We start from the raw sequence: 21,671 nt of genomic DNA, 5'->3' as shown, positions 1-21,671 counted from the left end.
CGGGGTGGCTGCGCGCGCTGCCTGCCGTGCAGGGTGGCTTGCGCACGGCCTGGCGCAGGCGCCGGATGGGCGACTATGCTTGGCTGTACGCCTGCAGGCTGGTCGTCACTGCGCTGGGCGGCCGAGCTGCGGGCCGCGCCGCCTTCCCGCGCTGGCGCAGCTGTCTGGTTTCAACCGTTTACTGCGAAAGGCTGCCACCCGACGTGACGACCCCTCCGACTTCCGCGCCCACCTTCCTGCACGTCGCCGACGCCGTCGTTTATCTCAACGCCCTACCGCGCGACGAGGTGGTCGCCTGGGCGCACCAGCTCGACCGCGCCATGCTGGTGAAGGTGTTGCAAAGCGCCGAGCTGCGCCGCAGCGTGCCACTGCTGCGCGCCATCGTCCAGGACGGCGCGGCCGATGTGCTGGAGGGCATGGACGACGACCGCCTGGCCGACCGGCTGGCCCGGCTGCCCGAAGCCGATCGGGATGCCGCGCTGCGCCTGCTGCAGCCTGCCACGCGCGCGTCGGTGCAGCAGCTGATGGACTACCCCGAGGACTCGGCCGGCCGCATCATGACCACACGCTTCGTGCAGGTGCCGCAGGACTGGAGCGCGGGCCAGGCGCTGGCGTACCTGCGCCAGCCAGGTCATCGCCACGGCACGGTGTATGCCCTCTACGTGGCGGATGCGGAAGGCCGCCTGCGCTTCGTGCTGTCGCTGCGCGAGCTGGTCAACGCCGACCCGGAGCAGCCGCTGGCCGCGCTGTGGAGCGGCGCCGCGCCCATCACCGTCCACGCGCTGGCCGACCGCGAAGACGTCACGCGCCTGATCCGGCTGTACAACTTCCTGGCGCTGCCGGTGGTCGATGAGGCGCAGCGCGTGATCGGCATCGTCACCGTGGACGATGTGATCGACGCGCTGATGGAGGAAGCGCAGGAGGACATGAACCGTTTCGGCGGCGGCGAGCACATGGGTGCTCCGTATCTGGAGACCGGCTTTCTGGCCATGGTGAAAAAGCGCGGCGCCTGGCTGGCGCTGCTGTTCCTGGGCGAGATGCTGACATCCAGCGCCATGCAGCACTACGAGCTGGCGCTGGAAAAGGCCGTGGTGCTGGCCATGTTCATCCCGCTCATCATGAGCTCGGGCGGCAACTCGGGCTCGCAGGCCACATCGCTGTTGATCCGCGGCCTCGCGCTGGGCGAGGTGCGCCTGCGCGACTGGTGGCGCGTGCTGGGGCGCGAGCTGCCCACCAGTCTGGTGCTGGGCGCAGGCCTGGGCGCCATCGGCTTTGCGCGCATCGTGGCCTGGCAACACCTGGGCTTCTATGACTATGGCGAACACTACCTGCTGATCGCAGCCACCATCTGGGCATCGCTGGTGGGCATCGTGTGCTTCGGCTCGTCCATCGGCTCGATGCTGCCATTCGTGCTGCAGCGCCTCGGGCTGGACCCGGCCAGCGCGTCGGCCCCGTTGGTGGCCACGTTGGTGGACGTGCTGGGGCTGGTGATCTATTTCTCGGTGGCGGCGGCGGTGCTGGGCGGAGCCTTGCTTTGACGAGGCCGGGGCAGGGCCTGAGCGTCAGCCCGCGCTCAGGCGTCGAGGTGGAGCACGTGCTCGCCCATCTGCCCCCAGCTCTGGATGCGGGTGGCGCTGACCTTGATCAGCAGCACGTCCTTATCCTCAGGTCCCTCGGGGAACCACTCCTTGAGTTCCTCGCGCCAGAGTTTCTTCTTCAAGCCGGCATCCTCGACCACCTCGCCCCGGCCCCAGACCGCAATGAAGTTCACGGCCTGGCTGTCGACGAAGACCAGCTGCACCCGCGCGTCCTGCTGGATCTCGCGCACCTTGACGGTGTCGGCGCTGGTGAAGAACCAGTTGTCGCCGTCGTACTCGACCTCGCCGTTGTTGGACATCGGCCGTGTGCGCACGCCCTGCTCGCCGACGGTCTGCATCATGCAAAAGTCGATCTTGCCCATGGCCTGGGCGACGTTCTTGAATTCCTGGCTGCGCTGCATGTGTGCTCCTGAGAAGGAATAATCCGAGGCGCCAGTCTGGTCACGCGCGTCGCTGCCGTACTGCCGGCTTTGTCTGGCACGCGTGTCGTGCAAAGCCGCGTCACAGGGTGGGCGCAACCCCGCCGGGCGCGCTGTCAGCGGGCGGGGCCATGCGAGGCGGGCGGTGGCGCTGGCTGGGCCTGGTGCCGCACCACCAGGGCGATGCCGCCCAAAATGGCCAATGACGACAACACGAACCGCGGCGTCAGCGCTTCCTGCAGCAGCAGTGCCCCGCCAAGCGCGGTCAGAACGGGAACGCTCAGCTGCATGATGGCGGCGCTGGTCGCGCGCAGGGCCGGCAGCGCGGCGTACCAGATGATGTAGCCCATGCCGGACGCGAGGGCGCCGGACAGCACGCCATAGCCCAGCCCCGGACCGTCCCAGCGCGCGCTGCCCGCCGCCAGCGCACCCAGCACCAGGGCCAGCGCCAGCCAGGCCGCCCGGCCGAAGTTGCCCGCGGTGACTCCCAGCGGGTCGACGACGCCGCGCCCGCGCAGCGAATAAATGCCCCAGGCAGCACCTGCCGCCACCATCAGCAGCGCACCACCCGCCGGAGGCGCCGCCAGGCCGGGCGCCAGCAACACGGCCAGCCCGCCGACGGCCAGCGCCACGCCCGCCAGTTGCCCTGGGCGCAGCCGCTCTCCCTGCCACAGCCCATAGCCGATCATCGTGGCCTGCACCGCGCTGAACAGCAGCAGCGCCCCTGTGGCGGCCGTCAGGGTGGCATAGGCATAGGAAAACGTGGCGGCATAGGCGAACAGCGCCGTGGCCGAGCGCCAGTTGCCGCCGGCGCGCGCGCTCTGGCGCAGGCGCACGATCAGCCACAGCACGGCCGCGCCGGATACCAGCCGGGTGACGGCAAAGGACGCCGCGTCGATGCCGGTCTGCGTCAGTGCCAGGCGGCACAGCAGCGAGTTGCAGGCAAACGCCAGCATCGCCAGGGCTGACAGCGCGGCCAGGCGCGGCGGGCTCATCCAAGGCCCCAAGGCGGTGCCGCGCAGGCGTGCACGCCGGGGGCGGTTGCGAGGCGTACCGAGACCGGCGGCGCGGCTCTGAGCGGGTGATCAGGGTCGGGGGCAAAACACATGGTGAAACCTGATTCGCCTCGCCGCCGCCCGTTGCCGCCTCAGGCCGTCGCCAGCGCGATGCCCTTGAACTCGCCGCTGGCGATGCGTTTTTGCCATTCGGCCGGGCCGGTGATGTGGGCGCTGGTGCCGCCCGCGTCCACGGCCACGGTGACGGGCATGTCCACCACGTCGAACTCGTAGATCGCTTCCATCCCCAGGTCCTCGAAGCCGACCACGCGCGCGTGCTTGATGGCCTTGCTGACCAGGTAGGCCGCACCGCCCACCGCCATCAGGTAGGCACTGCGGTTGTCCTTGATCGCCTCGATGGCCACCGGGCCGCGTTCGGACTTGCCGATCATGGCGATCAGGCCGGTCTGCTCGAGCATCATGCGGGTGAACTTGTCCATGCGCGTGGCGGTGGTCGGGCCGGCCGGGCCGACGACCTCGTCGCGCACCGGGTCGACCGGGCCGACGTAGTAGATGACGCGGTTGGTGAAGTCCACCGGCAGCTTCTCGCCTTTGGCCAGCATGTCCTGGATGCGCTTGTGCGCGGCGTCGCGGCCGGTGAGCATCTTGCCGTTCAGCAGCAGCGTCTGGCCGGGCTTCCAGCTGGCGACTTCTTCCTTCGTCAGCGTGTTCAGGTCGACGCGCTGGCTGGTCTGGGTGTTGGGCTCCCACTGCACCTGCGGCCACAGGTCGATGCTGGGCGCCTCCAGGTACACCGGCCCGCTGCCGTCCATGACGAAATGCGCGTGCCGCGTGGCGGCGCAGTTGGGGATCATGGCGACAGGCTTGCTGGCGGCGTGCGTCGGGTACATCTTGATCTTCACGTCCAGCACCGTTGCCAAGCCACCCAGGCCCTGCGCGCCGATGCCGAGGGCGTTCACCTTCTCGAACAGTTCCAGGCGCAGCTCTTCCACCTGGTCCAGCTTGTCGCCGCGCGCGGCCTTGGCCTGCAACTCGTACATATCCAGGTCGTCCATCAGGCTTTCCTTGGCCAGCAGCACGGCCTTTTCCGCCGTGCCGCCGATGCCGATGCCCAGCATGCCCGGCGGGCACCAGCCGGCGCCCATCTCGGGCACGGTCTTGAGCACCCAGTCCACCAGGCTGTCGCTGGGGTTCATCATGACCATCTTGGACTTGTTCTCGCTGCCGCCGCCCTTGGCCGCTACGGTCACGTCCAGGGTGCCGCCGGGCACCAGCTGCACGCTGATGACGGCCGGGGTGTTGTCCTTGGTGTTCTTGCGGGCGAAGTGCGGGTCGGCCACCACGCTGGCGCGCAGCGTGTTGTCCGGGTGCTGGTAGCCGCGGCGCACGCCCTCGTTGATGGCGTCCTCCAGGCCGGTGCCGGCCGGGAAGCCCTCCCAGCGCACGTCCATGCCGACCTTCAGGAAGACGTTGACGATGCCGGTGTCCTGGCAAATCGGGCGGTGGCCGTAGGCGGCCATCTTGCTGTTGGTGAGGATCTGCGCCATCGCGTCCTTGGCCGCCGGGGACTGCTCGCGCTCGTAGGCGCGCGCCAGGTGCTGGATGTAGTCGGCCGGGTGGTAGTAGCTGATGTATTGCAGCGCGCCGGCGATGGATTCCACCAGATCGCCGTAGCGGATGGTCGTGGTCATGGTCTTATGGACTCTCGTGGGGAAGGGAAAAACGAACGCGCCGGATTATCCCCCTGGCACCTTGCGCGGATCTGGCGCGGCGACCGCACCCGCGCCAGGGCCGCGCGGCTTTGATTAGCATGGGCGCCAATCCCAGCCAGGGTGGCGCGCACCCGCGCCGGCGCACGCACCACCCCCAGCCAGTGGTTTTCTTCGATCCCCTTCGTGAGGAGCATGACCGCATGAGCAACAACGACCACCCCCACCCCGACCCGCACGCCGGCGGCGGCACGCGCACCGAGCGCGACACCTTCGGCTCCATCGAGGTGCCGGCCGACCGGCTGTGGGGCGCGCAGACGCAGCGTTCGCTGCAGAACTTCGACATCTCGGGCGAGCGCCAGCCGGCCGAACTGATCCGCGCGCTGGTGCAGGTTAAGCGCGCCTCGGCCAAGGTCAACCAGGCGCTGGGCCTGCTCGACTCGGAGAAGACGCGCGCCATCGTCGCCGCTGCCGACGAGGTGCTGGAAGGCCGGCACGACGGCGAGTTTCCGCTGGTGGTCTGGCAGACCGGCTCGGGCACGCAGACCAACATGAACGTCAACGAGGTGCTGGCCAACCGTGCCAGCGAGATCCTGGGAGGCGAGCGCGGCGAGGGCCGGCGCGTGCACCCGAACGACGACGTGAACAAGAGCCAGTCGAGCAACGACGTCTTCCCCACCGCCATGCACGTGGCGGCGGTGCAGGCGCTGGTGCACCGGCTGCTGCCGGCCGTGCAGGAGCTGCGCGAGACACTGCAGGCCAAGGCCGAAGCCTTCGACGACATCGTGAAGATCGGCCGCACGCACCTGCAGGATGCGACGCCGCTGACCCTGGGCCAGGAGGTCTCCGGCTGGGTGGCGCAGCTGGCGCATGGTGAGCGGCACGTGCGCAACGCGCTGCCGCACCTGTGCGAGCTGGCGCTGGGCGGCACGGCCGTGGGCACCGGGCTGAACGCCCCGAGGGGCTATGCCGAGCAGGTGGCGCAGGAGATCGCCCAATTCACCGGCCAGCCCTTCGTCACCTCACCCAACAAGTTCGAGTCGCTGGCCAGCTGCGACGCGCTGGTCGCGGCGCACGGCGCGCTGAAGACCCTGGCCGCCAGCCTGATGAAGATCGCCAACGACGTGCGCTGGCTGGCCAGCGGGCCGAGGAGCGGCATCGGCGAGATCACCATCCCCGAGAACGAGCCCGGCTCGTCCATCATGCCGGGCAAGGTCAACCCGACGCAGTGCGAGGCGCTGACCATGCTGTGCGCCCAGGTCATGGGCAACGACGTGGCCATCAACATCGGCGGCGCCAGCGGCAATTTCGAGCTGAACGTGTTCCGCCCGATGGTGGCGCACAACTTCCTGCAGAGCGTGCGCCTGCTGGCCGACGGCATGGTCAGCTTCAACGAGCACTGCGCCGTCGGCATCGAGCCGCAGCGCCAGCGCATCGACGAGCTGGTCGAGCGCTCGCTGATGCTGGTGACGGCGCTCAATACGCATATCGGCTACGACAAGGCCGCGCAGATCGCCAAGAAGGCGCACAAAGAAGGCACCAGCCTGCGCGAGGCGGCGCTGGCCCTGGGGCATGTGACGGCGCAGCAGTTCGACGAGTGGGTGGTGCCGGGCAAGATGGTCGGGCGCTGAACAGCGGCGCCAGCCGCTGCCAGCCGCTGCCAGCCGCTGCCAGCCATTTTGATGGCAAATCAGCATCCAGTCCTTTATTCGCAAGGACGTGCAGCTATCAAAACATGAGTGACTGGTGCTGGCTTGCCCGGCTCACGCAGCGCGCTGCATGGACGCCGCAGGGGGTGCGCCGCGTCGCACGGGGGCAGCATGACGCCTGGTTGCGGCGGGGCGTGCGCCGCGCTGGCGGCCTTGCGTGGCCAGACTCTGGCGCGCGCTCTTGCCGGCTGCCGCGTTGCTTGGGCTGGCTCCCGGCCGCTTGCGCGGCGCGGCGGGCGGCTGCGCCGGCAGCCGGGGCGGGCGCCGCAGGAAGGCCAGCAGGCGCCGCTCGGCCGCACTCAGGCCGCGCGGGCTGGCGCCCGTGCGCCCCAGGCGCTGCCACACGCGCTGCAGGCCCGGCCCGGCGTCTGACGCCAGGCGCTCGCCCAGCGCCAGCACCGTAGGGTGCACATAGGACTTGCGGCACACCGCCGGCGTGTTGCCGAGCTGGCGCGCCACCTCCACCAGGATCTGCCGCGCCACGCCGCGCGCTGGCAGCGCGTCGGGCTCGCCGGCGCGCGTGCAGGCCACGCGCGTCAGCTCCAGTGCCTGCACCGTGCCGTGCCAGGTGCGGAAGTCCTTGGCCGTGAAGTGCCCGGCCTCGCCGGCGATCTCGGCGAGATAGGCGTTCACGTCGCCCGAGCCGACGCTATGCAGCCCGCCGTCCTGGTCCTGCCACTGGAACAGCTCCTGCCCCGGCAGCTGCTGGCAGCGGCGCACCACGCGCGCCACGCGCGGGTCGTCCAGCTGCGCCTGCTGCTGCACGCCGCTCTTGCCGCGAAAGCGCAGCACGGTACTGCTGCCCTTCACCGCCGCATGGCGCGTGCGCAGCGTGGTCAGGCCATAGGAGCCGTTGGCCAGCGCGTATTCCTCGTTGCCGACGCGCACGTAGGTCGTGTCCAGCAGCCGCACGATGGCCGCCAGCACGCACTGGCGCGTCAGCGTTTTCTTGCTGCAAGCCTGCAGGTCGCGCTCGATGCAGCGGCGGATGCGCGGCAGCGCCTGGCCAAAGGCGCGCATGCGCTCGAACTTGGATGTGTCGCGCACGCGCCGCCAGTCGGGGTGGTAGCGGTACTGCAGGCGTCCGCGCGCGTCGCGCCCGGTGGCCTGCAGGTGGCCGTTGGGCAGCGGGCAGATCCACACGTCGGCGTAGGCCGGCGGAATCGCCAGGCGGCGGATGTGCGCCAGGTGTTCTTCGTCCTGCAGCCAGTCGCCCTGCGGCGTGCGGTAGCGGAAGGTGTCGCCGTCGCGCACGCGGGTGATGCCGGGCCGGCGGCGGTCCACATATACCAGGCCGGCGGGCAGGCGCGGCGGGCGGGCGGGGGCGGGCGCAGGGGCGGTGGGCATGCGACGATCACACCGCGGCGACCCTGCCGGGGCTGTCGGCGTGCGCCACCGCGCCGCGTGGGAGAGCGCTGTGCCCCCGTGCGGCGGAGAGCGAAATTTTGAGCGTTTAGAGGCTGTAGCCCGCGATAACAAAGGGCTTGCAGCTATCAAAAACAAAGCAGCCGTCCGGCTCGCACCGCGCAGTGCTGCCGAGGACGGCTGCAAAAATTCCAGGCCCGGCGGGTGTGCGCCCGGCCGGGCGTGCAGGCCCCTGCGGGCTGCGTCAGTTCTGCGCGGCCACGCGCGCCTGGTCGATCCAGCTGTCGAAGGTCTTCTGGTGGGCGCGGATCCAGGCGTCGGCGTGGCGCTCAATGTCGGCGGCGCTCTTCTCGCCCTGGTGCACCAGGCGGTTCTGCGCGCTGATATCGGCCAGCGGGATCTGCATGATCTCGAACAGCTTGCCGGCGGCCGGGTTCTTCGCCACCCATTCCTTGTTGGCCACGATGTACTCGTTGTTCAGCGGAAAGCCGTAGTTCTTGCCGTTGGACAGCTTGGTGTCGGTGCCGGCCTGCACGCCGGGCATGGACGAGTAGGGCACCTCCAGCCAGACCACGTCCTGGCCGGTCTTGAGGACGTTGCTCAGCCAGTGCGGCGTCCAGGCGTAGAACAGCACCGGCTTGCCCGACTCGTAGCGCGCCAGCGTCTCGGTGATCAGCGCCGGGTAGTTGCCTTGCGTGTAGTTCACCGTCTTGCCCAGGCCGAACTCCTTGATCTGGTGCTCGACCACCGCCTCGCCGCCCCAGCCGGCGTTGGGGCCGACCAGATCGGCGCGGCCGTCGCCGCTCATGTCGAACAGCTTGGCCAGCTTGGGGTCCTTGAGCTGGTCGATGCTCTTGATGTTGTACTGGTCGGCGGTTTTCTTGTCGATCATGTAGCCCTGCGCCGCGCCGGCGGAATACACCCCCTTGCGCGACAGCTTGGCGTCGCCGCCGGCGGCCTTGTAGAACTCGGAGTGGTGCGGGTTCCAGTGGTTGGCGATCAGCGTGGCATCGCCGTTGGCCACCGCCATGTGCGCCAGCGGGTACTCGACCTCCTTGTACGGCGCGACGTCGTAGCCCAGCTTCTGCAGTGCCTTCATGACCAGCACGGTCTGGAAGGACTCCTCGGCCAGCGAACTCTTGAGGATCGTCACCTTCACGCCCTTGCCGGGCTGGTCCGTCGACGCATGGGCGGCGCCCCCCAGCGCGGCCAGCGACAGGGCGGCAGCCAGGCTGGTGCCGCGCAGGAAGGTGGGAAGCGAGAACGGTCGAACGGTCGTCGTCATGCGAAGGGATACTCCATATGCAGTCCGCGCCAGCCGGGCGCATGGGGGCCGTGCGCCGGTGGGGCGGTGTGTGTGACAAAAGCCCGGGAGGGCTGCGGGTGCGCGCCCGGCGTGCGGGCCGGGGCGCTGAAAACAGGGCCGGTAGGGCGCCAGCCCCGGCGCGTAGCGAGCGCGCCATGGCGCCGCACGCACAGGCCGCGTGCGGCAGGGGCCGGCTTACTTCGCGGCGGCCTTGGCCTGATCGATCCAGCCGTCGAAGGTCTTTTGGTGCGCCTTGATCCAGCCGTTCACGTGGCGCTCGATGTCCGCCGGCTTGGACTGGCCCTGGCTCATCAGGTGGTTCTGGGCATTGATGTCGCCCACCGGCAGCTGCATGAGAGCGAATAGCTTGGCGGCGTCCGGGTGCGCTTCGGTGAACGCCTTGTTGGCGACGATGTGCTGGCTGTTGACCACGAAGCCGTAGTTCTTGCCGTTGGGCAGCTTGGTGTCCAGGCCCTTCTGTTCACCGGGCAGCGAGGAAAACGGTACCTCCAGCCAGACCACATCCTTGCCGGGCTTGAGCACGTTGCTCACCCAGTAGGGCGTCCAGGTGTAGTACAGGATGGGCTTGCCGGCCTTGTACCGCGTGATGGTGTCGGCCATCAGCGCCGAGTAGGTGCCCTGCTGGTGCGTGACCGTCGGGCGCAGACCGTAGGCGTCCAGCTGGTGCTCGATCATTACCTCGCAGCCCCAGCCGGGGGTGCAGCCGGTCAGATCGGCCTTGCCGTCGCCATCGGTGTCGAACAGCTTGGCGATCTTCGGGTCCTTGAACTGTTCGATGTTATGGATCTTGTACTGGTCGGCGGTTTTCTTGTCGATCAGGTAGCCCTGCGCCGCGTTGTCCGAGAACACGCCCTTGCGGTAGAGCTTGGCGTCGCCGCCAGCATTCTTGTAGTAGTCGGCGTGCTGGTGGTTCCAGTGGTCGGCCATGAAGGTCGCGTCGCCATTGGCGATGGCGATGTGCGCCGTGGGGTATTCCACTTCCTTGATTGGCTGGACGGTGTAGCCGAGCTTCTCCAGCGCCTTCATGACCAGCGTGGTCTGGAAGGTTTCCTCGGCCAGCGAGCTCTTGAGTGGCTGCACCGTGACGCCCTTGCCGGGTAGGTCACCGGCGGCCCAGGCGGCAGTGCCGGCGCACATCAGTGCCATGCCGGTGGCGGCGGTCGCCAGGGCGATGCGCAGCTTGCGCGGTGCGGCGTGCGCGGCAGGGAAAGGCGTGGCGGAAAAGGTCATGTGATACGTCATCCTTGGAAAGTCCTTGTATATGTGTGAGTGGGCGGAAAAATGCGAAAGGCAGGGAGCTGCCGCCGCACCGGCCTTGAGCGCGGCGGCAGCCAGGTCAGACGGCCGGCTGTCCGGGCAACGAGCGCGGCTTGGCCGGGGCAGCGGCGCTGCGCTGCGCTGCCGGGGAGGCAGCCTTCGCAGCGGCGTCGGCCTTGGGCGCAGACGGCTCGGTCGCGGCCGGCGTTGCCGGTGCCTGGGCCGTGGCACGTGGGCGCGCCAGGCGCGCCACCAAGCCCACCGGGCCGTTTTGCCACCAGCGGTCGCTGCCGCGGCGCGGCACGCCCATAGCCTGCGTCAGGCGGTCCAGCACGATGGCCAGCAGCACGATCCCCAGGCCGCCGACGGTGGCCAGGCCCATGTCCAGGCGGCCGATGCCGCGCAGCACCATCTGGCCCAGACCGCCCACGGCGATCATCGAGGCAATGACCACCATCGACAGCGACAGCATCAGCGCCTGGTTGATGCCGGCCATGATGGACGGCATGGCCAGCGGCAGCTGCACCTTCCACAGCAGCTGCCAGGGCGAGGCGCCGTAGGCGCGGCTGGCCTCGATCAGGTCCGGACGCACCTGGCGGATGCCCAGGTTGGTCAGGCGGATCAGCGGTGGCAGCGCAAAAACGATGGTCACGATCACCCCCGGCACGTTGCCGATGCCGAACAGCATGACCACCGGCACCAGGTACACGAAGGCGGGTGTGGTCTGCATGGCGTCCAGCAGCGGGCGCGTCCAGCGCTGGGTGCGGTCGCTCGATGCCAGCAGCACGCCGGCGGGCAGGCCGATCAGCACGCAGAACAGCAGGGCGGTGAGCACCAGCGCCAGCGTCACCATGGCGTCGGGCCAGATGCCCAGCACCGCCACGGCAGCCAGCGACACGGCGGTGCCGATCGCCAGTGTGCGTCCCGCGAACTGCCAGGCCAGCAGCGTGGCCAGCACGATCATGGCCGGCATGGGCACGGCCAGCAGCAGGTCGGTCACGCCGGTCAGGGTGGCGTCGATGGGCGCGCGCACGCTCTGGAAGAACGGGCGCAGATGGTCCACGCTCCAGGCCAGACCGTCGTTGATCCAGCCCTGGATGGGCAGGCCGTCGGTCTGCCACTGGTGCCACAGGGCGGCCAGGCCGGTGTCGGGTGCGGCGTCGGGTGTTGCCGCGCCGCTGCTCAGCCAGTCGGCAGCTGCGCCACCGTCGGATGTGGCCCAGGGGTCGGCGGCCGCGGCGCTGGCGCCGCCGTCGGAAGCTTCGGCCCAGGGGTCGGCCGCGTCCACGGACGGCGTGGCACCCGCGTCCGCCCAGGGGTCGGACGCGCTGGCCAGCGCCGCCGTGTCGGCCATGGGTTCGCCGGTCCACGGGTCGGCGGCGACGGCCGTGGGGGCGGCGTCGGGGGCGCTCACGCTGGCGGGCGCATCCGCGCTCCAGGCCGGGGTTTCCACGCCGGCGGCGTTCTGGGTGGCGGGCAGGGTCTCGGTGGTGCTCATCAAGCCTCCTTGCAGTCTTCTTCGATTCAGTGCGCCGGCGCGACAGGGTCGGCGGCGGCGTGGGTGTAGTGCGGGTTCAGCTGCAGCGGTGCCAGTTCCTGCTCCTGCGGCGGCACCGGCGGCGTGTCGCGGTCCAGGAAACGCATCACGCCGGTGCGGCTGATGACGCCCAGGTAACGGCCGGCCTCGTCCACCACCGCCAGCGGGCAGGGCGCGTGCGACATCGGGCCAAACAGGTCGGCCACCGGCATGTCGGCGCTGACCGGGTGGGCATCGGCCAGGAAGGCTTGGCGCAGGCCCAGCGGCCCCTGGTGGCCGTGCAGCGCCTCGCGCAGCGATTGCGAGGACACCACGCCCAGCAGGCGCTTGTCGTTGTCCAGCACATAGGCGTGCTCGCGATCCGAATCCTCCAGGATGCGCAGCGCCGCGCGGCAGCCGCGGTCGTCGTGCGTGGAGACCACGGTGAGCGCCTGGCGCGCGATGTCGGCGGCCTTGAACACGGCAGCGGCGTCCACGCCGCGCACGAAGCTGCGCACGTAGTCGTCGGCCGGGCAGCGCAGGATCTCGTCGGGCGTTCCGACCTGCACTACCTGGCCGTCCTTCATGATGGCGATGCGGTCGCCGATGCGCATGGCCTCGTCCAGGTCGTGCGAGATGAAGACGATGGTGCGGCGCTTCTTCTCCTGCAGGCGCAAGAGCTCGGACTGCATCTCGGTGCGGATGATCGGGTCCAGCGCCGAGAACGCCTCGTCCATCAGCAGGATGGACGGGTCGGACGCCAGCGCCCGCGCCAAACCGACGCGCTGCTGCATGCCGCCCGAGAGCTCGTCCGGGTAGCTGGCGCCCCAGCCGTCCAGGCCGACCTGGGCCAGGGCCTGCTCGGCGGCCTGTTCGCGCTCTTTGCGGCCGACGCCGGCAAGCTCCAGCCCGAAGGCGGTGTTGTCCAGCACCGTCAGGTGCGGCATCAGGGCGAAGGACTGGAACACCATCGAGATGTCTTTGCGGCGCAGCGCGCGCAATGCGCGGTCGCTCAAGGAGCCGATGTCCTGGCCCTCGACCAGGATGCGCCCGGCGGTGGGTTCGATCAGCCGGTTCAGCATGCGCACCAGGGTGGATTTGCCTGAGCCCGACAGGCCCATGACGACGAAGATCTCGCCGGCCTCGATGGTGAAGCTGGCGTCGAACACGCCGATGGACTGGCCGGTACGCGCCAGAATCTCCTGCTTCGACAGTCCCTGGGCCACCAGGTCCAGGGCCTGCTTCGGCTCGTCGCCGAAGACCTTGAAGACGTGGTCGATGATGATTTGCTTGGCCATGCTGGGGCAGCCTCCCTCGCTTGTGGGGTCATGAAATATCCCGAAAAGCCAGGACGGCCTCGCGGAACGCGAAGGCCGAGGCAGGGCGGTCACAGGTGAACCGCAAACCCCGATGCTTTGGCGCCCGCCACCGGCATTCAGGCTCCGGCGGAGCGAACGCGACAGGGGACACCGGATGGCCGACGCCGACGAAGGCGATGAACCAGCCTGGGCCCGGACCCGCATGGCACCTGGTCGAAGGCAGTGCGCAAGGGCCCGGCAAAAAGCGCCAGGACAGACGGGTCGGCGCACGAATCGTCGCGCCGGAACCCACCGGGGCCACGGCGCCGCGCAATGCGGCGGGGCGCCCGGCAAAAGGCATCAGGGCCGAAACCTCGGCCAGAGCAGCGGGCGCCACTGCGCATCAGGCAGGGAGCGCCGCCACCGGGATCCGCCTTTGGTCAGACGCCAAGAAACGCCTCGCCAAAACCGGATTACCTGCGTGGCAGGTTGTAAAACACCGATTCAGTATATTTATTACTTATGTTTGAGTCAAAACACAGGTTTTTGTAAATATGCTAACCATGTGGCAACGAGATTCGCTATTGCTATCCAATAGATAGCTGCCAGCCATTGTTTTTCAATGACTGAAGCCGTTTTTCATTGAAAAATGGCTGGGCCGCTGGCCGAAAGGACGGCCGCGCCGTGGCAGGAGGTGCCTGCCACTGTGGCGCTGCGTCAGTGGCTTGTAAGTCCCACCGACGACAGTGATACGCCAAAATTTCACCATCCGTCAGCCTTGCAGGAGACAAAACCATGAGTGCATCCCCGTCCGCCATCCAGTCCGTGCTGGTCGAGAACCGCGTCATCGAGCCTCCGCCAGCCCTGGTGCAGCAGGCGCGCATCTCCGGCATGCAGGACTACGAGGCTCTGCGCACCGAGGCCGACCGCGACTTCGAGGGCTTCTGGGCACGCCAGGCGCGCGAGAACCTGCACTGGACCCGAGACTTCACCCGGGTGCTGGACGAGTCCAACGCGCCGTTCTACCAATGGTTCGACGATGGCGAGCTGAATGCCAGCGCCAACTGCCTGGACCGCCACATGGGCACGCCGGCGGAGCACAAGACGGCCATCATCTTCGAGGCCGACGACGGCCAGGTCATCACCTACACCTACCGCGAGTTGCTCACCCGCGTCAGCCAGTTCGCCAACGCGCTCAAGAGCCACGGCGTGAACAAGGGTGACCGCGTGCTGATCTACATGCCGATGGGCGTGGAGGGCGTGGTGGCGATGCAGGCCTGCGCACGCATCGGCGCCACGCACAGCGTGGTCTTCGGCGGCTTCTCGGCCAAAGCAGTGCAGGAGCGCATCGTGGACGCCCAGGCCGTCGCCGTAGTGACCGCCAACTACCAGCTGCGCGGCGGCAAGGAACTGCCGCTCAAGGCCATCGTGGACGACGGCCTGGCCCTGGGCGGCTGCGAGTGCGTGAAGAACGTCTTCGTGTTCCAGCGCACGCCTACTGCCTGCAACATGGTCGCGGGCCGCGACAAGACCTTCGACGAGGCCATGCAGGGCCAGAGCAGCGAGTGCGCGCCCACACCCGTGGGCGCCGAGCATCCGCTGTTCATCCTCTACACCAGCGGATCCACCGGCAAGCCCAAGGGCGTGCAGCACAGCACCGGTGGCTACCTGCTGTGGGCCAAGATGACCATGCAGTGGAGCTTCGACCTCAAGCCCGAGGACGTGTTTTGGTGCACCGCCGACATCGGCTGGGTGACCGGCCACAGCTACGTCGCCTACGGCCCGCTGGCCGCCGGCGGCACGCAGATCATCTTCGAGGGCATTCCGACGTATCCGAATGCCGGGCGCTTCTGGCAGATGATCGAGCGCCACAAGTGCACCATCTTCTACACCGCGCCCACCGCCATCCGCTCGCTGATCAAGGCCGCCGATTCCAACGAGGCCGTGCACCCGAAGAACTGGGACCTGTCCAGCCTGCGCATCCTGGGCAGCGTGGGCGAGCCGATCAACCCGGAAGCCTGGATGTGGTACTACCGGAACGTTGGCGGCGAGCGCTGCCCGATCGTCGACACCTGGTGGCAGACCGAGACCGGCGGGCACATCATCAACCCGTTGCCAGGCGCCACGCCGATGGTGCCGGGCTCGTGCACGCTGCCGCTGCCGGGCATCTACACGGCGGTGGTGGACGAGACCGGCAATGAGATGCCGGACGGCTCGGGCGGCATGCTGGTCATCCAGCGCCCCTGGCCCAGCATGATCCGCACCATCTGGAACGACCCCGAGCGCTTCAAGAAGACCTATTTCCCCGAGGAAATGCGCGGCGCCTACCTGGCGGGTGACGGCGCGGTGCGCGACAAGGCTACCGGCTACTTCCGCGTCACGGGCCGCATCGACGACGTGCTGAACGTCTCGGGCCACCGCATGGGCACGATGGAGATCGAATCCGCCCTGGTCGCCAAGTCCGACATCGTGGCCGAGGCCGCGGTGGTCGGCCGGCCCGACGATCTGACCGGCGAGGCCATCTGCGCCTTCGTGGTGCTCAAGCGCCCGCGCCCCACCGGCGATGAAGCCAAGCAGATCGCCAAGGAGCTGCGCGACTGGGTGGCCAAGGAGATCGGCCCGATCGCCAAGCCCAAGGACATCCGCTTCGGCGACAACCTGCCCAAGACACGCTCGGGCAAGATCATGCGCCGCCTGCTGCGCTCGCTGGCCAAGGGCGAGTCCATCACCCAGGACACCAGTACGCTGGAGAACCCGGCCATCCTCGACCAGCTGGCGGAGAACAACTGACCGCCGCTGCGCGCCAACACGCTCTTGCAGCCGCCCCGGTCAAGCCGGGGCGGCTTTTTTTCCGCTCCACAGGGGGCAGGCGCTGTAGGAGCAGGGCGCAAGCCGACCTGGATGCACGCCCTGGCGTAGCTGCATCCGCTACAAACGGGCGTGTTCCACTTCCGAGGATGGCATCCATGAACCTGCGAACCCTGATCCTGCTGCTGGTGGTGTTGGCGATCGGCGCGCTGGCGGCGCTGAACTGGCCCACGCTGTCGGCGCCCACCGTGGTCTCGCTGGGTCTGACCACCGTGCAAGCGCCGCTGGGGCTGATCATGCTCGCGCTGACGGCGCTGCTGGCCATCTTCTTCGTCGCCTACGTGCTGACCCTGCAGGGCACGGTGCTGATGGAAACCCGCCGGCACAACAAGGAAATGACCGCCCAGCGCGACCTGGCCGACAAGGCCGAGGCCTCGCGCTTCACCGAGCTGCGCAACTTCCTGGAGCTGCAGCATGGGGCGGTGCTGGCGCGCATGGACGCGCTGGAGGCGCGCATGAACGCCCGCGTGCGCGAGACCGAGAACGTCACCGCCGCCTACGTCGGGCAGCTCGGCGACCAGCTGCAGCAGCGCCGCGCCGACACGCCCACGGCCACCCGCATCGAGCCCGGACTGCATCCCTGAGCGCCGCGCCCGGGCGCACAAAAAAGCCGCAGGCCCGACAGGGTGCTGCGGCTTTTGCCTGCCATGGCTACCTGCAGTGCAGGGCCATGGCGCGGGGCAGGGCGCTTATTTCTTCTGCGCCAGCACCCAGTTGGCCAGCTTCTTGGCCTCGTCGGCGTTGACCTGGGCATTCGGCGGCATGGGCACGGGGCCCCAGACGCCGGAGCTGCCCTTCATGATGTGCTCAGCCAACTTGTCGGCGGCGCCGGCCTGGCCGGCGTACTTGGCGGCCACGTCCTTGTAGGCCGGGCCGACCAGCTTCTTGTCCACCGAGTGGCAGGCCATGCAGTTCTTGGACTTCGCCAGGGCCTCGTCGGCCATGGCGGGGGCAGCCACGGAAAGGACCATGGCCAGGGTGAACAAGGTGCGTTTCATGCGGAGGTTCCTGTGGGGGTTGCAGTACATTGGTTCTTTTCAATGCGATTGTAGTGTTCGCGGTTGACGCAGGGGCCTGCGGCGCCGGCGTCACCGGGGAGGAAGCGGCATGTACAGCCTGCTATTGGGTCTTCTGTTGATCACGCTCAAGTACCTGGGGGTGGCTCCGGTCGCGGGCTGGTCGTGGTGGTGGGTGCTGGCGCCGTTCGCCGTCACCGCCGCGTGGTGGGGCTGGGCCGATGCGTCGGGCTTGAGCAAGCGCCGCGCCATGGAGAAGATGGAGCGCCGCCGCCAAGAGCGCATCGACCGGCACAAGCAGGCCATGGGCGTGCGCCCGCGGCGCCCGCGTTGAGGTGATGCAACTATGCTTTCAGTAGCTGAAAGCCCTTTTTTCACAAGGGCCTGAGCGGGTTTTCACAAGAAAAAAGGCGTGGCGCCAGCACGTGGCCTCAGCGCACGCCGGCCTGTGCCGCCGCCTTCCACGCCTGGGCGGCGGCCGGCGCGTCGCCCCGCTGCTCGGCCAGGGTGGCCAGGGCACGCCAGGCGTTGGCGCGCAGCACGGCGTCCGGCAGCTGCGTGGCGCAGGCCGCCAGCAGCTGCTGCGCCTTGCCCCACAGCCCGCGCTGCAGGCAGGCCATGGCCGACAGGTATTGCAGCCGCGCGTCCTGCGGCCGCGCCTGACTGGCGGCCTCGATGCGTGCCAGCCAGGCGGCGTCCAGGCCGCCCAGGCTGTCCTGCAGCACCGTGATCAGCTTGCGTGCCTGGCTCTCCAGCAGCGGGGGCTGCGTGTCCGGGCTGGCTAGGCGCTCCCAGGCCGGCAGCAGCCAGGCGCGCACGCGCACCGGCTCGCCGCCCAGCTGCACCAGGCGCTGCGCGGCGTGCATGGCGACTTCGGGCATGGCGCGCTCGCTGCTTTCCAGCTCCGCCCACAGCTGCTCCAGCTGCGCGCTGTCGCGTGCATCGTCGATGCGTTCAAAGACCAGACCGCGCACGATGCTGGCCGCCGCGGCGGGCGAGAAGGCGTGGTGCTTGGCCAGCAGCCGCGCGGTGTCCAGCGCCTCGCCGTGGCGCCGCGTCAGGCGCGCCGCCTTCAGGCGCGCGCGCAGCGCCAGGGTGCGGCGCGACGCGCCCACGGGCAGGCTGGCCAGGCGCTCCAGCGCTGCCTCGGCGTCGCGCTCGTCCAGCGCCCAGCGCGCGGCGCGCAGCTGTGCGCCTTCGCGCAGTTCGGCCTCGCTGCCAGCTGCGGCGCCGGCACTGTCCAGCGCCCGCTGCAGGTGCGATTCACGCAGGCCGCCGTCCTGCAGCGCATGCGCGGCCTCGGCCGCCAGCAGGTGCGCCAGCACGCGCAGCTGGCGGCCGTGCGGCACGCGCTCGGGGCCTTCGGCCAGGCTGCGCTCGCGGGCAATGGCGGCCTCGGCGGCGCGCCGTGCGCGCAGGAAGCGCCCGGCCAGCAGCTGCGCCAAGCCGTCCAGCAGCGCGCCGTGCATGGCGCGCTCCTTTTGCAGCATGCGCCAACGGCGCGCGCGCAGCGGCAGTCCGGCCAGCGTGTCGAAGCCGCGCAGCGCGGCGTACAGCAGCACGAAGGCAGCTAGCAGCAGCACCAGTACCATGTTCAGCGCCAGGTCGACCCGGTAGGGCGGCCAGAAGATGGTGATGCTGCCCTGGTTGCTGCCGGCGAACAGGGCGACGGCGACAGCACCGCCAAACAGGGCCAACAGCCACAACGCGGCGCGCATGCCGTCAGCGCCCCGCCGCCGCCGTGGCCAGCGCGGCCAGCGTGTTGTCCAGCGCCGGCAGCTCGGCCGACTGGATGTGCCCCTGCAGCTGCGACAGCGCGGCGATGGCGCCCTGGGTGCGGCGCGAGGTCGGGTCGAAATACTTGGCCAGCGCCGCATTCGCGCCCTGCAGGTCCGCGCGCGCCGAATCGGTGCGCCGCGCCAGCAGCGCCAGACGCGCGTTCAGCAGCTTGAGCTTGAGGTTCTCGCGCAGGAAGAACGCCTGGTCGGGCGCGACCAGCACCGCGTCCGGATGGTCGATGCGGCGCACGCGCACCAGGCCGCGCGCCTCGTCGCGCGCGCCGTCCCAGGCGCGGCGCAGCAGCGCGCGCCAGGCCGGCTCGTCGGCCGGCGGGTTTTCGGCCTCGGGCAGCTGGCCGGCGCCGCGCATGTCGTGCGGCCGCGCCACGGCGGCCAGCAGCGGCAGCTCGTCCACCTGCCGCACCAGGTCGTCCAGCCGGCCCAGCAGGCCAGCGGTGTCGGTGACCTTGGCGCGCTCCAGGCTTTCCAGGTCCTGGGCAATGGCGCGCTGTACTGGTGCCAGGCGTGGCTGCGCGGCACGCTCGATGCGCTGGTGCGCGCTCTTGAGCGCGGCCACCAGCGGCTGCAGGCTGCCGGTGAGCTGGGACTGTTGCTGCGCCAGGCGCAGGCCGGCCTCGATGTCCACCACCAGGTTCTCGTCGCGGGTGCGCGACAGGCTGTGCATGAGTTCTTCGAGCTGGCTGCGCTGCAGCGCCACCTCGGCCACGCGGGTCTCGGTCAGCGCCAGGCGCGCAGCGGTGTCGCGCGCCAGCTCCTGCGCCTCGCGCGCCAGGGTGCGCGCCTCGATGGACTGCGCGCCCGCGTCGGCGCTCTGGCGCGCCAGCTGCTCCTGAATGGACGACAGGCGCTGCCACAGCAGCAGCGAGCTGACCAGCCCGGCCAACGCCAGCATGCCCAACAGCCACAGCCCGGCGCGCAGCGCGGCATCAGGGCCCGGCCGGGGCGCGGCGGCGGGCGACTTGGCTGGCTCGAAAGCTGGCTCAGTGGACATGCAGCGATTTTATCGACGCCACCACGTCGGCAAGCGCCGGGCGGCACTCATGCACCGTGCCGAAACCCGCCGCGCGTGCGGACTGCGCGATGCGGCCGTGCGTGGCCAGCGCGCGGGCGCGGCTCCAGTCGGCGCCGGGCAGGGCGGCGCCCAGGTGCGCCACGGCTTCGGAGCTGCTCAGCAGCCACAGCGCGCCATCGGCCGCGGCGCTGCGCGCCAGCGCCTGCTGCGCGGCGTCCAGGCAGGGCGCGCCGCGCTCGTAGGCGGCGACGAAATCGGCCTGCACGCCGGCGGCCTGCAGCTGCTCGCCCAGCCACTGCCGGCCCTGGCCGCCGGGCACGGCGGGCGTCTGGCTGCCGCGCACCACCAGCACCCGGTCGCCCGGGCGCAGCTGCGCGGCCACCACCGGCCATAGCGCCTCGGAGTCGAACTGCGCGCTGTCCGCCGGCGGGGCGTCGATCAGCACGTCCGCCACGCCCACTGCGCGCAACGCCTGCGCGGTGCCGGGGCCGGGTGCCCATGCTCTGGTATTGATAGCTGCAGGCCATTGCTGCATATGGACCAGGGCCGGATTTGACTCGGAATCGGCGAAAAAATGCGCCACCGCATTCGGGCTGACAAACATCAGCGCGCGGTAGCGCGTCAGGTCGCGCCGCGCCTGCTCCAACGCCTGGCGCAGCGCCGGCTCGCGCAGCGTGCGGATCTCGATCAGCGGCAGCGCCTGCGCGTCGATGCCGTGGGCGCACAGGTCGGCGGTCCAGCGTGCGGCCTCGCGCGCCGGGCGGGTGACGATGGCGCGCGGCGCTGGCACGGCTGCCCGGCTCACGCCGCGCCGACGGCGCCCGCCGCGCGCAGCCGCCCGGCGACGTCCAGCCCCAGTGCGTCGGCCTGCTCCAGGGTCGTCACCGGCGCTGCGCCCTCGGCGCGCACCAGCGGCACGCGTTGCTCGACGTCGCCCCAGGCGGCGCGCAGGCGCAGCGTGCCGTCGTCCTGCCACTGGCCGTGCGCGGCCAGCGGCATCGAGCAGCTGCCACCCATGGCACGGCTGACGGCGCGCTCGGCCGTCACCGTGAGCCAGGTGCGCTGGTGCGCCAGCGGCGCCAGCGCCGCCGTCAGGTCGGCGCGACCGGCGCGGATTTCGATGCCCAGGGCGCCCTGGCCGGCGGCGGGCAGCATCTGTTCGGGCTCGAAGATGCTGCGGATGCGCTCGTGCAGCCCCAGGCGCTTCAGGCCCGCGGCCGCCAGCACGATGGCGTCGTACTGGCCCTCGTCGAGCTTGCGCAGCCGGGTGTTGACGTTGCCGCGCAGCGGCTCGATGCGCAGGTCCGGGCGCAGCGCCTGCAGCAGCACCTGCCGGCGCAAGCTGGAGGTGCCGACCACGCCGCTGCGGGGCACCTCGTCCAGCGACGCGAAGCGCGGCGAGACGAAGGCATCGCGCGGGTCCTCGCGCTCCATCACGCAGGCCAGCGCGAAGCCGGCCGGCAGCTGCATCGGCACGTCCTTGAGCGAATGCACGGCGATGTCGGCGCGGCCTTCCTCCAGGGCGGTTTCCAGCTCCTTGACGAACAGGCCCTTGCCGCCGACCTTGGACAGCGTGCGGTCCAGGATCTGGTCGCCGCGCGTGGTCATGCCCAGCAGGCTGACGCGGTGGCCGCGCGCGACCAGCAGCTGCTGCACATGCTCGGCCTGCCACAGCGCCAGCTGGCTTTCGCGGGTGGCGATGACGATGGAAAGGGAGGGGGAATCGGGGGAGGAGGACATCAGCAAAACCGTATGGCGGCCC

Annotated in this window: 18 protein-coding genes; 5 read left to right on the top strand and 13 right to left on the bottom strand. The window is 69.9% G+C overall.

The window, feature by feature from the left end; all coding sequences use genetic code 11:
• The first annotated feature begins 203 nt into the window (after nucleotides 1-203).
• Nucleotides 204-1,538 (top strand): magnesium transporter, encoded by a 1,335-nt coding sequence (gene mgtE, locus BLQ61_RS11245; RefSeq protein WP_245703997.1) that lies wholly within the window; start codon nucleotides 204-206, stop codon nucleotides 1,536-1,538.
• Between the two features lie 35 nt (nucleotides 1,539-1,573).
• Here mgtE and BLQ61_RS11240 read toward each other — a convergent pair whose 3' ends face one another.
• The 3 genes from BLQ61_RS11240 to BLQ61_RS11230 form a co-directional block, all read right to left on the bottom strand.
• Nucleotides 1,574-1,999 carry a pyridoxamine 5'-phosphate oxidase family protein gene (locus BLQ61_RS11240; protein ID WP_091570138.1) on the bottom strand — a complete coding sequence of 142 codons (426 nt, stop codon included), beginning with the start codon at nucleotides 1,997-1,999 and terminating at the stop codon, nucleotides 1,574-1,576.
• Between the two features lie 134 nt (nucleotides 2,000-2,133).
• On the bottom strand, nucleotides 2,134-3,012 hold the full coding sequence (locus BLQ61_RS11235; RefSeq protein WP_091570136.1) for a DMT family transporter: 879 nt from the start codon (nucleotides 3,010-3,012) through the stop codon (nucleotides 2,134-2,136).
• A 152-nt stretch (nucleotides 3,013-3,164) separates the two neighbouring features.
• The gene (locus tag BLQ61_RS11230; protein ID WP_091570133.1) at nucleotides 3,165-4,724 is read right to left on the bottom strand and encodes a fumarate hydratase; all 1,560 of its coding nucleotides are present in this window, start codon (nucleotides 4,722-4,724) and stop codon (nucleotides 3,165-3,167) included.
• Between the two features lie 221 nt (nucleotides 4,725-4,945).
• Between BLQ61_RS11230 and fumC the strand changes: the two genes are divergently transcribed.
• Nucleotides 4,946-6,373 (top strand): class II fumarate hydratase, encoded by a 1,428-nt coding sequence (fumC, locus tag BLQ61_RS11225; protein WP_091570131.1) that lies wholly within the window; start codon nucleotides 4,946-4,948, stop codon nucleotides 6,371-6,373.
• Nucleotides 6,374-6,505: 132 nt separating this feature from the next.
• Here the strand turns inward: fumC and BLQ61_RS11220 are convergent, their stop codons facing one another.
• From BLQ61_RS11220 to proV, 5 genes are all read right to left on the bottom strand, one after another.
• Nucleotides 6,506-7,798, bottom strand: a complete 1,293-nt coding sequence (locus BLQ61_RS11220) for a DNA topoisomerase IB (protein ID WP_091570128.1) — start codon at nucleotides 7,796-7,798, stop codon at nucleotides 6,506-6,508.
• Between the two features lie 262 nt (nucleotides 7,799-8,060).
• On the bottom strand, nucleotides 8,061-9,101 hold the full coding sequence (gene proX, locus BLQ61_RS11215) for a glycine betaine/L-proline ABC transporter substrate-binding protein ProX (protein ID WP_091570127.1): 1,041 nt from the start codon (nucleotides 9,099-9,101) through the stop codon (nucleotides 8,061-8,063).
• A gap of 216 nt (nucleotides 9,102-9,317) precedes the next feature.
• Entirely contained in the window at nucleotides 9,318-10,289 is a 972-nt protein-coding gene (gene proX, locus BLQ61_RS11210; RefSeq protein ID WP_175488283.1) for a glycine betaine/L-proline ABC transporter substrate-binding protein ProX, read from the bottom strand.
• Between the two features lie 190 nt (nucleotides 10,290-10,479).
• Nucleotides 10,480-11,754 (bottom strand): glycine betaine/L-proline ABC transporter permease ProW, encoded by a 1,275-nt coding sequence (gene proW, locus BLQ61_RS11205; protein WP_245704028.1) that lies wholly within the window; start codon nucleotides 11,752-11,754, stop codon nucleotides 10,480-10,482.
• Nucleotides 11,755-11,924: 170 nt separating this feature from the next.
• Nucleotides 11,925-13,214, bottom strand: a complete 1,290-nt coding sequence (proV, locus tag BLQ61_RS11200; RefSeq protein WP_091570119.1) for a glycine betaine/L-proline ABC transporter ATP-binding protein ProV — start codon at nucleotides 13,212-13,214, stop codon at nucleotides 11,925-11,927.
• A gap of 795 nt (nucleotides 13,215-14,009) precedes the next feature.
• Here proV and acs point away from each other — a divergent pair.
• A complete protein-coding gene (gene acs, locus BLQ61_RS11195; RefSeq protein ID WP_091570117.1) occupies nucleotides 14,010-16,004 on the top strand; it encodes an acetate--CoA ligase in 1,995 nt (664 codons plus the stop codon).
• Nucleotides 16,005-16,180: 176 nt separating this feature from the next.
• Nucleotides 16,181-16,666: a Signal transduction histidine kinase gene (locus BLQ61_RS11190; protein WP_091570114.1), complete on the top strand. Its 486-nt coding sequence runs from the start codon at nucleotides 16,181-16,183 to the stop codon at nucleotides 16,664-16,666.
• A 105-nt stretch (nucleotides 16,667-16,771) separates the two neighbouring features.
• Here BLQ61_RS11190 and BLQ61_RS11185 read toward each other — a convergent pair whose 3' ends face one another.
• Complete coding sequence (locus tag BLQ61_RS11185) at nucleotides 16,772-17,080, bottom strand: c-type cytochrome (RefSeq protein ID WP_091570111.1); 309 nt, start codon at nucleotides 17,078-17,080, stop codon at nucleotides 16,772-16,774.
• A gap of 109 nt (nucleotides 17,081-17,189) precedes the next feature.
• On the opposite strand from BLQ61_RS11185, the gene BLQ61_RS11180 reads away from it, so the two are divergent.
• Nucleotides 17,190-17,432, top strand: coding sequence for a TIGR04438 family Trp-rich protein (locus BLQ61_RS11180; protein WP_091570107.1), 243 nt, complete (start codon nucleotides 17,190-17,192; stop codon nucleotides 17,430-17,432).
• A gap of 97 nt (nucleotides 17,433-17,529) precedes the next feature.
• On the opposite strand, the gene BLQ61_RS11175 is transcribed toward BLQ61_RS11180, so the two are convergent.
• The 4 genes from BLQ61_RS11175 to hemC are packed head-to-tail and all read right to left on the bottom strand — an operon-like array spanning nucleotide 17,530 to nucleotide 21,649.
• A complete protein-coding gene (locus BLQ61_RS11175; RefSeq protein WP_091570106.1) occupies nucleotides 17,530-18,816 on the bottom strand; it encodes a heme biosynthesis protein HemY in 1,287 nt (428 codons plus the stop codon).
• Nucleotides 18,817-18,820: 4 nt separating this feature from the next.
• Nucleotides 18,821-19,888: a uroporphyrinogen-III C-methyltransferase gene (locus BLQ61_RS11170; protein ID WP_091570103.1), complete on the bottom strand. Its 1,068-nt coding sequence runs from the start codon at nucleotides 19,886-19,888 to the stop codon at nucleotides 18,821-18,823.
• The gene (locus BLQ61_RS11165; protein WP_091570101.1) at nucleotides 19,878-20,714 is read right to left on the bottom strand and encodes a uroporphyrinogen-III synthase; all 837 of its coding nucleotides are present in this window, start codon (nucleotides 20,712-20,714) and stop codon (nucleotides 19,878-19,880) included. Before BLQ61_RS11165 ends, BLQ61_RS11170 begins: the two co-directional genes overlap by 11 nt.
• On the bottom strand, nucleotides 20,711-21,649 hold the full coding sequence (gene hemC, locus BLQ61_RS11160) for a hydroxymethylbilane synthase (protein ID WP_091570098.1): 939 nt from the start codon (nucleotides 21,647-21,649) through the stop codon (nucleotides 20,711-20,713). Before hemC ends, BLQ61_RS11165 begins: the two co-directional genes overlap by 4 nt.
• Nucleotides 21,650-21,671 lie beyond the last annotated feature (22 nt).

It is taken from the genome of Oryzisolibacter propanilivorax, assembly GCF_900103645.1.
Classification (GTDB): domain Bacteria; phylum Pseudomonadota; class Gammaproteobacteria; order Burkholderiales; family Burkholderiaceae_C; genus Melaminivora; species Melaminivora propanilivorax.
Note: the sequence above shows the minus strand (reverse complement) of the source record. Positions and strands in the feature narration are given on the sequence as shown.

What these genes read in the sequence shown, in the direction of transcription:
- BLQ61_RS11170 (WP_091570103.1), bottom strand. Translation starts at nt 19,888, where the DNA reads ATGTCCACTGAGCCAGCTTTCGAGCCAGCCAAGTCGCCCGCCGCCGCG.
- fumC (WP_091570131.1), top strand. Translation starts at nt 4,946, where the DNA reads ATGAGCAACAACGACCACCCCCACCCCGACCCGCACGCCGGCGGCGGC.
- proX (WP_091570127.1), bottom strand. Translation starts at nt 9,101, where the DNA reads ATGACGACGACCGTTCGACCGTTCTCGCTTCCCACCTTCCTGCGCGGC.
- proW (WP_245704028.1), bottom strand. Translation starts at nt 11,754, where the DNA reads ATGGCCGACACGGCGGCGCTGGCCAGCGCGTCCGACCCCTGGGCGGAC.
- BLQ61_RS11180 (WP_091570107.1), top strand. Translation starts at nt 17,190, where the DNA reads ATGTACAGCCTGCTATTGGGTCTTCTGTTGATCACGCTCAAGTACCTG.
- hemC (WP_091570098.1), bottom strand. Translation starts at nt 21,649, where the DNA reads ATGTCCTCCTCCCCCGATTCCCCCTCCCTTTCCATCGTCATCGCCACC.
- BLQ61_RS11240 (WP_091570138.1), bottom strand. Translation starts at nt 1,999, where the DNA reads ATGCAGCGCAGCCAGGAATTCAAGAACGTCGCCCAGGCCATGGGCAAG.
- proV (WP_091570119.1), bottom strand. Translation starts at nt 13,214, where the DNA reads ATGGCCAAGCAAATCATCATCGACCACGTCTTCAAGGTCTTCGGCGAC.
- acs (WP_091570117.1), top strand. Translation starts at nt 14,010, where the DNA reads ATGAGTGCATCCCCGTCCGCCATCCAGTCCGTGCTGGTCGAGAACCGC.
- BLQ61_RS11230 (WP_091570133.1), bottom strand. Translation starts at nt 4,724, where the DNA reads ATGACCACGACCATCCGCTACGGCGATCTGGTGGAATCCATCGCCGGC.
- BLQ61_RS11190 (WP_091570114.1), top strand. Translation starts at nt 16,181, where the DNA reads ATGAACCTGCGAACCCTGATCCTGCTGCTGGTGGTGTTGGCGATCGGC.
- proX (WP_175488283.1), bottom strand. Translation starts at nt 10,289, where the DNA reads ATGGCACTGATGTGCGCCGGCACTGCCGCCTGGGCCGCCGGTGACCTA.
- BLQ61_RS11185 (WP_091570111.1), bottom strand. Translation starts at nt 17,080, where the DNA reads ATGAAACGCACCTTGTTCACCCTGGCCATGGTCCTTTCCGTGGCTGCC.
- BLQ61_RS11220 (WP_091570128.1), bottom strand. Translation starts at nt 7,798, where the DNA reads ATGCCCACCGCCCCTGCGCCCGCCCCCGCCCGCCCGCCGCGCCTGCCC.
- BLQ61_RS11175 (WP_091570106.1), bottom strand. Translation starts at nt 18,816, where the DNA reads ATGCGCGCCGCGTTGTGGCTGTTGGCCCTGTTTGGCGGTGCTGTCGCC.
- BLQ61_RS11235 (WP_091570136.1), bottom strand. Translation starts at nt 3,012, where the DNA reads ATGAGCCCGCCGCGCCTGGCCGCGCTGTCAGCCCTGGCGATGCTGGCG.